15 protein-coding genes and 1 riboswitch are annotated in these 16,564 nt (G+C 49.8%); of the genes, 12 read left to right on the top strand and 3 right to left on the bottom strand.

All coding sequences use genetic code 11. The annotated features are described in order from the left end of the window. Nucleotides 1–17: 17 nt before the first annotated feature. Nucleotides 18–112, bottom strand: a riboswitch (TPP riboswitch). A gap of 45 nt (nt 113–157) precedes the next feature. Continuing rightward, nucleotides 158–460: a type II toxin-antitoxin system RelE/ParE family toxin gene (locus J7619_RS32270; RefSeq protein WP_409012739.1), complete on the bottom strand. Its 303-nt coding sequence runs from the start codon at nt 458–460 to the stop codon at nt 158–160. Then, nucleotides 460–693 carry a hypothetical protein gene (locus J7619_RS16480; protein WP_291200638.1) on the bottom strand — a complete coding sequence of 78 codons (234 nt, stop codon included), beginning with the start codon at nt 691–693 and terminating at the stop codon, nt 460–462. The genes J7619_RS32270 and J7619_RS16480 overlap by 1 nt, the downstream gene beginning before the upstream one ends. 148 nt (nt 694–841) lie before the next feature. Between J7619_RS16480 and rocD the strand changes: the two genes are divergently transcribed. The 9 genes from rocD (at nt 842) to J7619_RS16435 (ending at nt 13,022) form a co-directional block, all read left to right on the top strand. After that, a complete protein-coding gene (gene rocD, locus J7619_RS16475; protein ID WP_291200635.1) occupies nt 842–2,104 on the top strand; it encodes an ornithine--oxo-acid transaminase in 1,263 nt (420 codons plus the stop codon). Then, the gene (locus tag J7619_RS16470; protein WP_291200633.1) at nt 2,101–3,492 is read left to right on the top strand and encodes a S41 family peptidase; all 1,392 of its coding nucleotides are present in this window, start codon (nt 2,101–2,103) and stop codon (nt 3,490–3,492) included. The genes rocD and J7619_RS16470 overlap by 4 nt, the downstream gene beginning before the upstream one ends. A gap of 111 nt (nt 3,493–3,603) precedes the next feature. Beyond that, entirely contained in the window at nt 3,604–5,118 is a 1,515-nt protein-coding gene (locus tag J7619_RS16465; protein WP_291200630.1) for a GH3 auxin-responsive promoter family protein, read from the top strand. Nucleotides 5,119–5,228: 110 nt separating this feature from the next. After that, nucleotides 5,229–8,327, top strand: coding sequence for an SMC family ATPase (locus J7619_RS16460; protein WP_291200628.1), 3,099 nt, complete (start codon nt 5,229–5,231; stop codon nt 8,325–8,327). A 47-nt stretch (nt 8,328–8,374) separates the two neighbouring features. Further along, complete coding sequence (locus J7619_RS16455; RefSeq protein WP_291200624.1) at nt 8,375–9,574, top strand: hypothetical protein; 1,200 nt, start codon at nt 8,375–8,377, stop codon at nt 9,572–9,574. Nucleotides 9,575–9,854: 280 nt separating this feature from the next. Then, the gene (locus J7619_RS16450) at nt 9,855–10,250 is read left to right on the top strand and encodes an FdtA/QdtA family cupin domain-containing protein (protein ID WP_106595540.1); all 396 of its coding nucleotides are present in this window, start codon (nt 9,855–9,857) and stop codon (nt 10,248–10,250) included. Continuing rightward, nucleotides 10,247–11,341 (top strand): DegT/DnrJ/EryC1/StrS aminotransferase family protein, encoded by a 1,095-nt coding sequence (locus J7619_RS16445; RefSeq protein WP_291200619.1) that lies wholly within the window; start codon nt 10,247–10,249, stop codon nt 11,339–11,341. Before J7619_RS16450 ends, J7619_RS16445 begins: the two co-directional genes overlap by 4 nt. Beyond that, complete coding sequence (locus tag J7619_RS16440; protein ID WP_291200616.1) at nt 11,338–12,258, top strand: glycosyltransferase family 2 protein; 921 nt, start codon at nt 11,338–11,340, stop codon at nt 12,256–12,258. The genes J7619_RS16445 and J7619_RS16440 overlap by 4 nt, the downstream gene beginning before the upstream one ends. Then, a complete protein-coding gene (locus tag J7619_RS16435) occupies nt 12,255–13,022 on the top strand; it encodes a bifunctional 2-polyprenyl-6-hydroxyphenol methylase/3-demethylubiquinol 3-O-methyltransferase UbiG (RefSeq protein WP_291200613.1) in 768 nt (255 codons plus the stop codon). The genes J7619_RS16440 and J7619_RS16435 overlap by 4 nt, the downstream gene beginning before the upstream one ends. On the opposite strand, the gene J7619_RS16430 is transcribed toward J7619_RS16435, so the two are convergent. Beyond that, nucleotides 13,023–13,901 carry a PIG-L family deacetylase gene (locus J7619_RS16430; RefSeq protein ID WP_291200610.1) on the bottom strand — a complete coding sequence of 293 codons (879 nt, stop codon included), beginning with the start codon at nt 13,899–13,901 and terminating at the stop codon, nt 13,023–13,025. 113 nt (nt 13,902–14,014) lie between these two features. Here J7619_RS16430 and J7619_RS16425 point away from each other — a divergent pair, with 113 nt between their 5' ends. The 3 genes from J7619_RS16425 to J7619_RS16415 all read left to right on the top strand — a co-directional run bounded on the left by J7619_RS16425 (nt 14,015) and on the right by J7619_RS16415 (nt 16,543). After that, nucleotides 14,015–14,839: an SDR family NAD(P)-dependent oxidoreductase gene (locus tag J7619_RS16425; protein WP_291200607.1), complete on the top strand. Its 825-nt coding sequence runs from the start codon at nt 14,015–14,017 to the stop codon at nt 14,837–14,839. 75 nt (nt 14,840–14,914) lie between these two features. After that, a complete protein-coding gene (locus tag J7619_RS16420) occupies nt 14,915–15,493 on the top strand; it encodes a TetR/AcrR family transcriptional regulator (RefSeq protein WP_291200603.1) in 579 nt (192 codons plus the stop codon). Between the two features lie 48 nt (nt 15,494–15,541). Then, nucleotides 15,542–16,543 (top strand): quinone oxidoreductase, encoded by a 1,002-nt coding sequence (locus tag J7619_RS16415; RefSeq protein ID WP_291200600.1) that lies wholly within the window; start codon nt 15,542–15,544, stop codon nt 16,541–16,543. The last annotated feature ends 21 nt before the right edge of the window (nt 16,544–16,564 follow it).

Below are 16,564 nucleotides of genomic sequence, written 5' to 3'. Positions count from 1 at the left end.
GTTAAACAGAAAACAGCCGTTCCTGGCTTTCTCTCCCTACGCCGGCATTACCCGGATCAGGTTAAATGGGTATGATCTCAGCCCGTTCGGTGGGGCACCCCTTGAGATTATGTTGCAAAATTAATGCTTGTGAAGCGAAGATTCTAGGAAAAGCAGGTTATTGTTCACGTGATTGCCACCTTTGCGGATTCAGACTCGAATGAAAGACACCGACCACAGAAACGATCCGCCGTTTTTCATCGACGTTAAAAAAGATCAAAAACGGAAAGACCGGTACGATCGCCGCACGCATGTTTGCTCTTCGAACTTGATATATGTGAGGGTTTTCACAGATCAACTCGATTTTCTTCGTGATATAGTGTGTGAATCGCTTGCCTAAACCAGGTTTCTGGTCATTGTACCAGTGTGCTGCTTCCCTGATATCCTTCCTGGCTGAGCGAAGAATATGGTTTCTATACATTAAAGGTCTTTTTCAATTTCTTTCATGGCCTCCACTAAATCCATTTCATCTTCCAGTCCATTTTCATAATCTTCCATTCTCTGCATCAAGATGTCCGCGACCCAGTCCGGGATTGAATGATCTTCCTCTTGTTCGATCTCCTGATACTTGGATTTCAGGGCATTCCAGTCTCCAATTGGGATATAAACGCCGCGGGTTACTCCCTTGCTGTCAGAAATATATTTGAGCTTCATGGTTGTTCCTTGATGATGTTTGCATTACCTGATAAACAAATATAACCAATTAAATTCATTACATATTTTGGGCGTATCCGCATTTTAATGGTGTTTTCCGTAATTTTACATATCTCGAAATGAACTTCTTAACTATTTGAATATCAAAATGGAAAGCTATACAGACACGACCGATATCAGCACCTCCCAACATGCTATGGAGCTGGAATACCGGTATGGAGCGCATAACTACAAGCCGATGCCCGTAGTGATCCAACGGGGCGAGGGCGTTTTTTTGTGGGATGTGGAAGGGAGGCAGTATTTCGATTTCCTGTCGGCATACAGCGCCGTGAGCCAGGGGCATTGCCATCCGAAGATCGTGGACGCAATGGTTGCTCAGGCACGAAAGTTGACGCTTACGTCCCGTGCATTCTACAACGACCGCCTCGGTGAATGCGAGAAGTTCCTTTGCGATTATTTCGGATATGATAAGGTCCTGATGATGAACTCGGGCGTTGAGGGCGGCGAAACTGCGTTGAAACTAACCCGGAAATGGGCATATAAGGTAAAGGGGATCGAGCCCGGAAAGGCGAAAACAGTTTATGCCGCCGGCAATTTCTGGGGCAGGACGCTGGCGGCGATATCCTCTTCCACAGACCCTTCGTCGACCAACGATTACGGTCCGTTCCTGCCTGGTTATGAAATCATTCCTTATAACGACCTTCATGCCCTTGAAAATCTGCTGAAAAACGACCCGAACATTGCCGGTTTCATGGTGGAGCCCATCCAGGGCGAAGCCGGAGTGGTGGTGCCCGAGGAGGGTTACCTGAAAGGCGTGCGCGATTTGTGTACCCAATACAATGTCCTGTTCATCGCCGACGAAGTGCAAACCGGCATCGGGCGCACGGGTAAGCGACTGGCGTGCGATTGGGAGGGCGTGAAACCTGATATCCTTGTCCTCGGAAAGGCATTATCGGGTGGTACGATGCCGGTTTCGGCTGCATTTGCCGATGATGAAATCATGCTGACGATCGCTCCGGGCGAGCACGGCTCCACCTATGGCGGCAATCCGTTGGCCTGTGCAGTAACGATAGCTGCGTTAGAGGTGGTTCAGGACGAAAACCTGGCCGAAAATGCCGAACAAATGGGCGTGATCTTCCGTGGGAGAATGCAGGAGCTTCAGAAACAATGTTCTCTGATCGAAAGCGTTAGAGGGAAAGGATTGCTGAATGCGATCGTGATCAACGACTCCGAGGATAGCAGCACGGCCATGGACCTTTGTTATAAAATGATGGAAAAAGGGCTGTTGTGCAAGCCTACGCACGGCAACAAAATTCGTTTCGCACCGCCATTGGTGATCAATGAGCCGCAGATGGACGCAGCTTGCCGCATTATTGAAGAGGTATTTTTAGAAATGAACGGAAATCTATGAAACTGAGACTTTTCCTGCCTGTCATGTTACTCGTCGTGCTCGTTTTTTCCTGCAAGGAGAAAAACGCAGATCCCAAAAACGACACAGAAACCAACCAGTGGATTTATACCAATATGAAATACTGGTATTACTGGACAGATCATATCACCGCGTCGCCCGATTACAACAAAACGCCGAGCGACTTTTTTAATTCACTTCTTTATAAGTATGACGCAACAGCGCGCCCCGACGGCGACCGGTTTTCGTGGATGCAGGAGAGTGCGAAGGAACTGGAGGCCTCTTTGGGCGGCGAATCGAAAACCAGCGGGATGGAATATAAGCTGGTGTATTTCCCGGCTAATACCAGTAATGTTGTCGGTATTGTGCTTTATGTGATCCCGGATTCCCCCGCCGCCAAGGCCGGCTTTGTGCGGGGCGATGTTTTCAGTAGCGTGAATGGCCAGAAAATGACGGATTCGAACTATTCAAAACTATTGAATACCGAGAACAAGGCCACCTACACTTTGGCCGACATCAAGGACGGCACATTGAAAGAAACCACGACGACGCGTGACGTGACGCCCATCGTATTGCAGGAGGACCCTGTGTTTTTCGACTCGGTTTACACGATCGGGGCGAGCAAAATCGGTTATGTGGTTTATCACCAGTTTATTCCCGAGCCTTATCAAACCAGCAACAAAGCGTACGACAAGAAACTGGATGCGATTTTCTCGGAGTTCAAAAACAGTAACATCAATGCATTGGTCCTCGACTTGCGCTACAACCCGGGAGGTTATGTGAGTTCCGCAACTAACCTGGCGAGCCTTATGGGCAAGGTGACGGCCAACGACGTATTTTATTACAAAGAATACAACAAGCAGGTGACCGAAACGAGCCTCAAAAAATATGGGGAGACCTATTTCTACGACAAATTTGTATCCAAAAGTCAGAATGTAGGTAGTGACCTGAAACACCTCGTAATACTCGTATCGTCGCGAACTGCCTCTGCGAGCGAGTTGGTTATCAACGGGTTGAAGCCTTTTATGACCGTGACATTGGTCGGAGGAAAAACGGTCGGCAAAAATGTGGGGTCGGTAACAATTAGTGATGAAAAGAATGGTATTAAAGTGGGTTTGCAGCCGATCGTCTCCAAATCGTTGAACAGGGATAAAAAGTCGGATTACCATGTTGGCTTTGAGCCGGATGTGAAGGTTAGCGAAGGGAATATTCTTTACCCGTACGGCGATCCACGCGATCCTTTGCTGGGAGAGGCGCTCTTTCAGATCACGGGTACGCATGTGACACGCCAACTCCGGAGCGCACGCGTACTGGCGGAGGAAGCAAGCGCGGAACTGTCGTCATCTGTCAGCCGGAAGGCGGGCGGCAGCAACATGTTCTTCGACAGATAACGGCCTGCTGGTAAAATTTTCAGAATGGTGAGAGAACGGCTTGCAACTGTTCTCTCACCATTTTTTATTGCTATTTTTACAAACTTGCGTATTTCTAACTAATTGACCTTTATGAAGCTGGTAAATGATATGACTGTCTGGTTTATGAAGCGGCGCTTCGAACGGATCGAACAGTTTATGAAGTACCCCATTGAAACCCAGCAGCGTATATTTTCCGAGTTGATCGAAACAGCCCGTTACACCGAATGGGGCAGCCGCTATAACTACGGTCAGATCAAATCGGTCAAGGAATTTCAGGAACAGGTACCTATTTCGGCTTACGAGCAACTTTATCCCTACATCGAGCGCGTCCTGAAAGGCGAGCCGAATGTGCTATGGCCGTCGCCGATCGAATGGTTTTCCAAATCGTCGGGTACCACGAATGCGCGGAGTAAATTCCTGCCCGTTTCGCCGGAGGCATTGGAAGAATGCCATTACGAGGGCGGAAAGGATATGATGACCCTGTTGATTAACAACCGCCCCGATACCCGCGTTTTTGATGGGAAAGGTCTTTCGATCGGCGGGACTTTGCATGCCAATCCTTTTGACGATTATACCCAGATCGGCGATGTGTCGGCGGTCATTATGCAGAACCTGCCTTCCTGGGCGGAATTTATGCGGACGCCGCCTTTGGAAGTGGCTTTAATGGACCATTGGGAAAGCAAGCTGGACAAAATGGCGTCGATATGCTCGCAGGAGAACGTAACCAGCATTCTCGGCGTGCCTACCTGGACGATCGTGTTGCTTGACCAGATCCTTGAACGTACCGGTAAGAAAAATATGCTCGAAATCTGGCCGGATTTCGAGGTTTTCGTGCATGGAGCGGTTTCATTCGAACCCTACCGTGATTTGTTTATGACCAAATATTTCCCTTCCGATCAGGTATTATACCTCGAAACGTACAGCGCCTCGGAGGGCTTTTTCGCGATCCAGGACGATATTAATAGGGTAGGAGAAATGTTGCTGATGCTCGATTACGGTATTTTCTACGAATTTGTACCCATCGAAGAGTTGGGTAAAGAACATCCCCGGGCATTGCTGCTGAGTGAAGTGGAAGTAGGGAAGAACTACGCCATGGTGATTTCGACGAACGCCGGACTCTGGCGCTACCTGATCGGTGATACGGTGAAATTTACTTCTACTTACCCGTTCCGTGTGAAGGTGAGCGGGCGTACGAAGCATTTTATCAACGCATTTGGCGAGGAAGTGATTGTAGAGAATGCCGATCACGCTATTAAGGTAGCGGCGCACCAGACGGACGCCCTGGTGGCGAACTATACCGCCGGGCCCGTGTACATGGGCGACGGCTCTCGGGGCTGCCATGAATGGATCATCGAGTTCACCAAAGAACCGGAAGACCGCGAGGCATTCGTGCAGGCACTGGATGCGGCACTACGCGAGGTCAACTCCGATTATGATGCCAAACGTTACAAAGATATGGCTCTCACGCGCCCGCAAGTGCATTTTGCGCCTACCGGCACCTTCTATGCCTGGCTGGGCAAGCAGCACAAGCTCGGCGGTCAGAACAAGGTGCCGAGGCTGAGCAATACGCGGGAGTACCTGGATGATTTGCTCGCCAATTTGTAGACTTCGGCTGTCGGCTATCGGCTGTCGGGTTTTTGAAGCAAAATTTTTATAAAAACTGTATTTGACAGGCAGAAAGCCAACGGCCGATAGCTGACTGCCGACAGCCATTCATGATTCCCAAACGCTTAAAAATCAGAGGACTTTATTCTTACCAAACCGAACAGGAAATCGATTTCGATCCGTTGACGGATGCGTCGTTGTTCGGCATATTCGGGGCTGTGGGGAGTGGGAAATCCTCCATTCTGGAAGCGATCACTTTTGCATTGTATGGTGATACCGAGCGGCTCAACAAGTCGGGCGACGACCGGACTTACAATATGATGAATCTCCGTTCGGATGATTTGCTCATTGATTTTGAATGCATAGCAGGTAAAAACGGCGATCGCTATCGGTTCACGGTACGCGGAAAGCGGAACAGCAAGAATTTCAAGGATGTAAAAACCTTTGAACGGAAAGGCTACATCTGGCGGGAGAATGACTGGGTGCCCTTGGCCGAAAGCGAATCTACCGAGAGCATTATCGGCCTTAGTTATGACAATTTTCGCCGGACGATTATTATTCCGCAGGGGCGCTTTCAGGAGTTCATCGAACTGAAAGATGCTGAACGGACGCGGATGATGAAAGAGCTCTTTCAGCTTGAAAAATATGACCTCAGCCGGAATGTAGGTTCGCTGAGCAACCGGAATAACCTCGCATTGTCGAACGTGGACGGTCAATTGCTGGGCCTTGGAGAAGTAACGAAGGAAATGCTTGAGGAAGGCGAGCAGCAGTTGGAGCTGCTCCGTCAGCAAATTCAGCAGGTTACCCGTGAGCTGACGATCCAGACGGAGCTGGAAAGCACTTTTCAGAAACTCAAACTTGCCGGAGAGAAAATACAAATGCTGCAAAGTCGGCTGGCGGCACTTGATTCCCAGCGCGCAGCCATGCAGGAACGCGAGGCGACATTAAAGACTTTTGAAATCTGCTCACTGCATTTTAAATCCATTTTTGACCAGAAAACCAACCTGCTAACGGCCATAGTACGGGATGAGCGCATTTCGGCGGCTAACCAGTCGAAGTTGGCAGAACTAGAGACATTACTCGGGAAACAGCAGGAGACATTACAAGTACTGAAACCACGCTATGAAAAGCGCGAGGAACTGCTCGCGACCGCCGAGGAGCTTGAAAAAGTAATGCGGATTATGGAGCATTCTCAGGCGGTTATCAAAAGGAAGGATGCGCTTGCACGTGGCGAGGAGCAGTTGAAGGAGAAGGAAAACGCCATTGAAATACAAAAACAGCAAAAACAGGAGCTGGAAGCCGCCAACGAGCAGCGCAAAGCCGGCTTGGGCGATGTGCTCGAAATGGGGCTTGTGAAATCGTGGTTTGTGAAAATAGATGACCTCGCGGCGGACCGGCAGTCGATCAAAACGGAGGCGGAAACGCTTGCGGCGGAGATCAAAACTCTGACGGACGGTCTCGCGGAGCGCTTGCACGAGATTACCGGCGATTTCGGCATTCAGTTTGATGGTGAAATGGTGTTAGAAACCTTCCAAAAGGGCATCGTTAGTTATTTGGAGGCCGGTGAAACTAACCGAAAAGAGCTGAACCGGCAGTTGTTGCATATTAATACCAGGGTTGCGTTGCATCAATATGCGGGTAACCTCGAAGACGGAGAACCCTGCCCGCTCTGTGGTTCGCTGCACCATCCCGAGGTGTTGATGGCTGACGGGGCATTGGCCGCGGAGAGAGCGGCGATTGAGAAGCAACTGAATGCATTGGACGAAAAGGAAAGGCTGCTAAGGCGGTTGCAATCCCCGATCGAGCGCGTTTTTAACCAGATCGAAAATCTCGAAAAACAGAAAACTTCGATCAAACAACGCTATGCTGATGCCCAGGGCAGGTTGAAGGCACACGACGAGGCATTTGCGTGGCCTGCATTCAACAAGGCCGATCACGAAGGTTTTGAAAAGCGCTTTGCGGAAAGCAGTCGCGTGCAGGGTGAAATCAAAGCCGGCGAAACGATTTTGAAGGGCTTGACGACGCAAATAGAAACGGCATTAGCCGAAAAAGCCGAAAAGATCGAAAAGCCGCTGCAAGTATTGAGGGATGAGATTCTGAGGTTCGAAAATACAGTTCAGACGCTTTCGGAGCAGTTATCGAGGGTGAATCTGGCAGAGTTTGAAACTGTTGAGAAAGGCGATGTTTCAGAGAGGATCGCAGCATTAAAAGCCGAATATCAGCAGGTTTCAACGGCATTTGCAGAAGCGGAAAAACGGTCAGACGTGTTGGAAAAGGACCGGAATACGCTTTCCGGGAGCCAGGCTACACTGTTGGTAGCGCTGGAGGGAAGCCGGCGCGAACTGCTAGTCGTGCAGGAAAAGATCGATAGCGAGCTGGCCGCCTATGCATTCCAATCAGAAGCACAGGTAGGGGAAATCCTGCAAAAACCGATTCGCATTGAAACCGAGCGGCAGGCGATCGACGAGTTCAAATTGGCATTGGAAACAACCGGTGCCGAGCTGAAAAACCTGCTGGAAGACCATGCGGGCGAGCAGTATGACGCGGCAAAACACGAGGAAGTGGCAGCATTAAAAAATACACTGACCCAAAACCTGAATACCCAGCGGAAAGAGGAGGGGAATATCGACGGGCGGTTGAAACAAATGGCGGAAGATCTGGCCCGAAAGGCTGCGCTTCTGGCAGAAAAAGGTCGTTTGCAGCTCCGAAAGGAGCATCTCGACGATCTTGCGAAACTCTTCCGGTCGAGCGGGTTCGTGGATTATGCGTCGAGCATTTACTTGCAAAACCTGATCCAGGCAGCCAACCACCGGTTCCATCAGATGACCCACCAGCAGCTTCACCTCGAATTGGGAGAAGGTAACAGTTTCTGGGTGAGAGACTTGCTTAATGGCGGGCATATGCGGTTGCTGAAAACGCTTTCGGGCGGGCAGAAATTTCAGGCGGCGTTGTCGCTGGCTCTGGCTCTGGCCGATCATATTCACGTCCGGAACGAATCGAAACACAACTTTTTCTTCCTCGACGAAGGTTTTGGATCGCTCGATAAAAATGCATTACAAACCGTGTTTGAAACGTTAAAATCATTGAGAAAAGAGAACCGGATTGTAGGCATTATCAGTCACGTGGAGGACCTGCAACAGGAAATCCAGACGTACCTGCGCATTACCGAAAGCGAAGAAGGCAGCCGGATCGTGCCGAGCTGGAAATGAGTATCGCACATTAAATGTATATTTGAGCCTATTTGCCAAGCCGTCCTATGCTTTTGGAAAACTTTTACGGTTCGTTACTCCTTTGGATTGAAGCACAGTTGTCTGGAAAGAACTGGTTGTGGAAACTCACTTTTTTGGCTGTCGCCCTGTCGCTTTTTCTTGCATTTCCGCCCTATTCGCTCTTGCTCGATCATTTGAGAAGCAATGGTGTGAGCCTCGATGCCTGGGTTTTCATCCATAATCAGGCGCAGGATATACTGCATCCGAAAGACATGGATTACGACGTCCGGCGCGAGAATATGATCTTCCGCTGGACATTGCCGGCCCTTTCATTCCTGACAGGCCACAATGTGCTGCTGATCCTGATGATCCAGGCTGTTCTGGGTGTATTGTTCCTTTACAAAACTGCCGGGTATGTTTATTCCGTTTCGGGCGATAAAGTAATCACTGCGCTCTTTGTGACGGCTATTGCCAATATCTTCGTGAGCGTATGGGCATTCGCAGACGTGCATGGGTATGGCGACGAATTTGCCTTTTTCTTTCTTTTACTGGCATTATTAAGTAAAAATCCGCTTGTCATATTCCTATCACTGTTGATCGCATTCTTTACCGACGAGCGGGCTGTGGTGGCAGGAGGCTATTTGCTGCTGTGGTGGATGGGGACCAAGGCGTACCGCAATAACAATTTTGGGGTTCCCGGACTGCTCAAATCGGCTTTTACGGGTGAGAGCCTGGTCGTGTGGGTAGCGTGGGCGATCTATTTCACGATCCGGGAATATGTACAGACTACCTATTTTCCACACCATTCCTACTCTACAATCGGAACGCCTGTGTTGCTGGCCAATGCCCACCGAAATGGATTAGGAAGCAGTATCTGGGGTGCATTCGAAGGAACATGGCTGATTCTGATCGCAGCTTTTGTCGTGCTGTGCCTTACGCGGCGTTACTGGCTTTTGCTGGCGCTCATGGCCGGTTTTGCGGTACTGGTAGCCACGGGCATTTACGTCCACGACATCGACAGGGCATTGTCGTACGGCTTTCCGTTTATATTACTGGCCGTATTTATATTGATCGAAACCTCTTCTACATCGTCAGTCCGGCTCATTTTATTTTTCACGATGGTTATCTGCGTGGTCCATCCCCAGGTTTTTTATATGGGTTACAATAAAATCCTCTGGCTGGAACCGCTACCTGTCAAAGTCTTCATGCTGATCGACCATCGCCTGCAATGGGGATTGTTCAGTTAGGGCCCGCATAGGGTGGCCCGCATAGGGGTCGCGTCGATTATTTTCGTCCTTTCCCAACCAATACCTTGTAACATTGGTCAACGCGAAAGTGGCAGTGCTCTGTATTGGTATGCATTAAATGATCATTAAGCCTTGCCTCAGGATAATCGATTTTTTTATGTGAAAGGTATTTTTGTATTTTAAAGGAAAAAATGTCTGACATTTACTAATCGGTTACTTTTGAAGAAGATCGCGTATTTGAAAGAGTTTAACCACACCCTAACAATCTAGAAATTTCCATATGCCGCTTTTAGTACAGCTGGATACATTTAACACCGGATCGGGCAACCTCACAGTCTTTGAAAAAATCATCCCCGGTACAATTAAACGCGTGTTTTACATTTATGGCGCGGGTGAGACGCAGCGAGGTGGCCACAGGCATCACAAAACGTGGAATGCCCTGGTTTGTATTCACGGAAGTTGTCGTATATACTCTAACGATGGTGAGAAGGAGGAGATCTTCATTCTCGATAATCCCGTATCTTGCCTGATTCTCGAGCCGAAAGACTGGCATATCATGGATTCTTTCTCGGACGATGCGATCCTGTTGGTGTTGTCCAACGAATATTATGACAAAGCCGACTATATCGACGATCCTTATCCCCTGAATCAGCTAATCCAGACAGTATCTCAATGATCCCATTTCTGGATTTAAATCAGGTAAATGCCCCTTATCTGCAAGCGATCGAAGATGCTTCTCTCCGGGTGATCCGCTCGGGCTGGTACATTTTGGGTAATGAATTGAAGGCATTTGAAAAGGCTTTCGCTGCCTATTGCGAAGCGGAGCATTGTGTAGGAACGGCTAATGGGCTTGATGCGATCACGCTCATATTGCTGGCGATGGACCTGCCAAAGGATAGTGAGATCATCGTTCCAGCCAATACGTACATCGCATCGGTGCTGCCCGTGAGCTACTTGCACCTGACGCCCGTTTTCGTGGAACCCGACCCGCATACGATGCTGATAGACCCCGCACGGATCGAACAGAACATTACGCCGCGGACGAAAGCCATTATCACTGTCGACCTGTATGGAAGAAGCTGTGAAATTGCACAAATCCTTGACCTCGCGCGGAAACACGACCTTAAAGTGATCACTGACGCAGCGCAGGCGCACGGCGCTAAGCACGCAGGCAGGAAGGTAGGGGCATGGGCGGACGCGACGGCATTCAGTTTTTACCCTACCAAAAACCTGGGTGCACTGGGTGACGCGGGTGCCATCACCACCAACGACGCTGCATTGGCCGAAAAGATACGCTACTTGCGCAACTACGGCTCGGTGATACGTTACCAGAACGAATACCAGGGGGTAAACAGCCGTCTGGACGAAATGCAGGCCGCTGTTCTCAGCGTCAAGTTGCCCTGCCTCGATCCTGAAAATACCCGCAGGAGAGAGATCGCCAGCCGCTATTTGCAGGAATTGAAATGTCAGGACCTGGTGCTGCCGCCTGCCGACCGGATTTCGGAAGACGCGTGGCACCTCTTTGTCGTACGGCATCCTCGTCGCGCGGAGTTTATCGCTTTCCTGGATGCGCGCGGTGTGCAGACGAACGTCCATTATCCACAGCCCATTCATAAACAATTGGCCTACAAAGAATTTAAAGATTTACATTTGCCTTTGACAGAGCAGATCCACCAGCAGGTGATCAGCTTGCCGCTTAACCCGGTTCTGACGGACGATGAGGTGGCTTATATTATACAAACCGTCAACCAATTCGATCGTCAATGAAGCTATCGGTCATCATCCCGGTTTATAACAGCGAAAAAACCATCCGGCCGCTGATCGAAAAGCTACAAGCCACTTTATCAGAAATATCGTTCGAGATCGTAATGGTCAACGACGGTAGCCGCGACCGTTCGGACCAGGTTTGCCGGGAGTTGTCGGATAAGTATGCCAATGTGCGGTTCATATCGCTGCGCCGGAATTATGGGGAGTTCAATGCGGTCATGTGCGGCCTCAACTGGGCTTACGGTAATTATTGCGTGATGATCGACGATGATTTTCAGAACCCGCCGGAGGAGATATTGAAACTGGTAGAAACCGCGGAATCGGGGGATTACGACGTCGTTTATACCTATTATGCCAAAAAACAGCATTCCTTCGGCCGCAATATGGGCAGCAGGTTTGTCAACTGGATTACCAGCTATCTTCTGAATAAACCCAAGGATCTGTATTTGTCGAGCTTTAAACTGATCCGACAGGAGGTAGTACAGGAAATTATCAAATATCACGGGCCCTATCCTTACATCGACGGGTTGATATTCCGGATTACGCGGAATATCGGGACTGTACAGGTAGCGCACCAGAAGCGTGAAGAAGGCGCCTCCAACTACACATTTCACAAGTTGATATCGCTTTTTCTCAATATCCTTTTCTGTTACTCGTCGCTGCCAATCCGCCTTTTTGTACCGATTGGCGTAGGGCTGTTCAGTTTAGGCTTTTTGCTTTTGCTCTTCCTGACCATACAGTGGATCATCGGTCCCGACCCGAAAGGTTGGCAAGTCGTAACAGCCACCATCATTTTCATCGGGGGCATTCAATGCATGTTGCTGAGTGTTTTGGGGGAATATATCGGCAAAAGTTTTATGGCGCAGAGCGGTCAGCCGCAGTATGTGATCAAATACAACAGCTCCGAACACGTATGATCGACAACCGGCTCGAATACCAGCGCATGTATGAAACCGAGCGCAAGCTGTGGTGGTACCAGATTCTCCATGGCAAGGTTTTGGGCCAGATTCGCAAGCATTTCCGGGCCATGGACCCCGATCTCAAAATCCTCGACGCGGCTTGTGGAACGGGCGGGTTGTTGTCGTTTTTAAAGGAAAATGGTTATTCCAACCTGCGGGGCTTCGATTATTCGCAGCACGCTATCGATTTCTCGAAGGAACGCGGCTTAAATGTCGTTTTCGGCGACCTCCGGAATGTGGATGCATTTGAGCCGGGTGAAACTTTCGATATCATTACCTGCAATGACGCGCTCTACTTTCTGACCGACGAAGAAATCGTTCGTGCACTGACCGCATTCAAAAATCGCTTGAACCGCAACGGGCTGATCATTATCAATATCCATGCATTCGAAGCCTTCTCGGGCACGCACGACCTCGCGGTAGGGAGCTCGCGACGCTTCAAATTGGAGCAATTTCAAGCATTCGGCAAGGCGGCCGGGCTGCGCATCTACTACACCACCTATTGGCCATTTGCGCTTTCACTGCCTATTCTGCTCGTACGGCAATGGCAGAATTACCAGATTCGCAAGAAAAAGATCGACGTCGATCACCTCGATTCGGATGTCGAATATCCCGGTGATGCGGTAAACTCCATTTTAAAAACCATCACCAAAGCCGAATCCGCCATTCTGGGCAAAGCGCCCTTCGGAAGCTCGCTCTTCATGACCTTCCAGCCAGTCTGATCACTTTTTGGAATACCCCGAAGAATTCAATGCATCAAACAATGCTTTCGTTTGGGCAATGCCGTTTTCACCATTGACCGCGAAATACCAGAATGTTTCGAGGTCGCCCCGGTGCATGGCCTGATTCATATCACCGCTTTGCGATTTGTGTGCGGCTTTAACCCAGTCGGCAACAATCATATAGCTGTGTTTTTTGTCCTCTCCGAAGCTGTAAGAGCGGTCGAATTCGAATACGGGTGCAGTTTTGAGAACATTGGTTTCCGGATAGCCGGCAAGTCCGGTGAATTGGAAGGTATAGCCCTTATTTTGAGATTGCCCACCCAGCACAATTGGTTTTTTAGGGCCTTTAAAACGTTGTACGGCCCGTATCGCGCTGATGGAAGCGGTTTTATGATGTGCATGCTGCCCCTCGTGCGGAATGAGGCAGAGTATGAAGTCATAGTTGCCGTTGGCCAGGATGTTGTCCAGCTTTTTCTCTACGTACGCAATATCCCAGTTTTTGCCTTGCAAATAGGGCTTTTCGTCGCGGTTGTAGTAATCGTCGAGTTGGTCGAGGAAGAAGAAATTGCCGATTCCCATTACCTCGCCGGAAGCCATCAACTCTTTTTTACGGATTAAGGGCAAATGTTTCCTGCCCGTGGCTGAATCAACGAGGTTCAGGCCATAGTAACTCGATGCGACGAGGCCATTGTATCCGCCCGACGCATCGGTGATCAATACGAGATCGGCGGAGCCTTTCAATTCACGGGTAATTTTGAAAACAGTCACTGGAAACATGGTTTCATCATCCGGGTGCGCCGTGACGATCAGAACGCGGGGGCCTTGCGCATGTGTGGCCAGGGAAAGCAGCAATAGTAACAAAAGATAAATGTTTCTCATGCGATGATTTTGTCAGGTGATGTGTTATAAAATTATGGATTCCGGGGATTATTGCAATCGTTGCCCGCCCTGTCTGGTCAAACTTTCATCTACGCTCTTATTATCAAAGTTTTATGGATTTGAAACTCAACGGGAAAACTGCATTCATCAGCGGTTCTACACAAGGCATCGGCTTTGCTATCGCGCAGGGTTTATTGAAGGAAGGCGCCCACGTGATCATCAATAGCCGCTCGGAAAGTAAGGTCGCAGAAGCGGTTCAAAAATTGAAAGATTCGTCGCTCGGCGAATCGTCGCCCAGCGAGTCGTCGCCCGGCGCAAATGTGAGTGGTTTTGCGGCGGATTTCTCAAAGGTGGAAGAAGTGAATGCATTGCTGCAACAGTTGCCGGATATCGATATACTTATCAACAATGCCGGAATTTTCGAACCTAAACCATTTACCGAGATTTCGGATGATGAATGGTTTCGTTTTTTTGAGGTGAATGTGATGAGCGGAGTGCGCCTGGCCAGGCACTTCTTTCCGAAAATGATCGCCAAAAACTGGGGCAGGATTATCTTCATTTCCAGTGAGTCGGGCGTGAATATTCCCGAGGAAATGATTCACTACGGTACTACCAAAACCGCGCAGCTCGCCGTAAGCCGCGGTTTGGCTGAATTGACCAAGGGCACGAACGTTACTGTGAACACCGTCATGCCGGGGCCGACGAAGTCGGAAGGTGTTGCCGATTTTGTCAAACAGCTGGGGGAAGCCAACAACACGTCTGCGGAACAGGCTGAAAAGGATTTTTTCAAAAATGCACGCCCGACCTCGTTATTGCAACGGTTTGCATCGGTGGAGGAAATCGCCAACCTGGTGGTTTACGTAGCGAGCCCGCTCTCATCGGCGACGAACGGCGCTGCCCTGAAGGTGGACGGAGGCGTCGCCAAGTTCATCATCTGAGGCTTGTTTTTGAGTGAACAATCAGAATATAGGTCAATTCTGGAACGTTCGTTCTGAAATAATTGTCTGATAGTCATGGCACGCAACAAAGCATTCGAACCGGAAGAGAGGCTGGAAAAGGCGAAATGTCTTTTCTGGCAAAAAGGCTACAACGCCACCTCCATGCAAGACCTTGTTGATACGATGGGGCTGAACCGCGGGAGTATCTACGACACGTACGGCGACAAGCACAGCTTGTTTCTGCAATGCCTGAGGAGTTATACCGAAGGCATGTTTGAAGAGTACCGGAAGGTGGCGGAGGAGACGAAGTCGCCCATGAAAGCGATCGAAAAGATCATCAAAAAAGCGGCGAGCCGGACGGTGGAGGAGGAACGGACCTGCATGGGTGTGAAATCGACTTTCGAGCTGGGTTCCGTGGACGAAGAAGTACATGCCATATTGAAACAAAACACCGCCAACCTGACGGCCCTGCTGAAAGACCTTTTGAAAAAGGCACAGAAAGCAGAGGAGATCAGCAGTAAGAGAGACCCCGCAATGCTAGCCAACTTCGTCGTGTCGAATTTTACGGGCTTCTGGCAGGTTTACCTGGTGTATGGTGATGGGGAGCTGGTACAGCAGCAAGCTGAATTTTTAATAAAATCTATCAAAAAATAATTTGTCCAATGATGGAACAAGCATTCCATAATGACAATGCTTACGGACATGTCAGGGTTAGTTACAGAAATAGCAAATAAATCGGGTATAGTAAAAATCTACAAGCAAGGAGCGCCTTCGGTGCTGGGTTACGAACGAGAGACGATCACAGAGCCGGGCCCGGGACAGGTAAGACTGCGCCAGGAAGCCATCGGTCTGAATTTTGTAGACACTTATTACCGTGACGGCAAATTTCCCGTCAAATCCTTTCCTTACACGCCGGGTGTAGAAGCCGCCGGCGTCATCGAGGCGGTCGGGCCGTGGGTGACGGAATTCAACGTCGGCGATCGCGTGGGTTATCACTTCATTCCCGGCGCCTATGCGGAAAGCCGCGTCGTATCGACGCAGCAGTTGATCCATATTCCGGACGACATCACATCGGAAGAAGCGGCCGCCATGCTCGTGAAGGGGTTTACCGCCAGGATGCTCGTGAAAATTGTGAGTCCCGTTAAGCCGGGTGACGTGGTACTGGTGCATGCGGCGGCCGGCGGTGTCGGTACCCTGGTGACCAAATGGGCCAAGGCACTTGGGGCGACGGTAATCGGTACGACGGGTTCGGAGGAGAAGAAAGAAGTAGTGCTGGCGAATGGCGCCGACCATGTTTTTCTGGCAGAATGCCGGGAATTTGTACACTCGGTACTGGAAATCACGGAGGGCCGTGGTGTGGACGTCGTGTTCGACGGAGTGGGAAAAGATACATTCAGCTATTCGCTGGATGTGATCCGGAAAGACGGCAAAATCGTGCTGTACGGATCGTCGTCGGGCCAGCCCGAGCATATCGATCACGCATTGTTGCGTGAAAAATCCATTGTCATGGCAACCCCGACGCTCAGCGCTTACATTACCGACCGCGAAGTGCTGGAAGAATATGCCGCCGATACTTTTGAGGCATTCAGCAGCGGAATTTTCGGAGGGCTGGCTATTACACGGTATCCATTATCGAAAGCATATCAGGCGCAGGCCGATCTCGAAGCGCGGAAAACAACAGGTTCCGTAATTTTGGTACCATAAGTTTTTCGCATCAATTCCATA

The organism is Dyadobacter sp., from assembly GCF_017744695.1.
Taxonomy (GTDB): Bacteria; Bacteroidota; Bacteroidia; order Cytophagales; family Spirosomataceae; genus Dyadobacter.
This window is presented reverse-complemented; position numbering and strand designations above follow the sequence as displayed.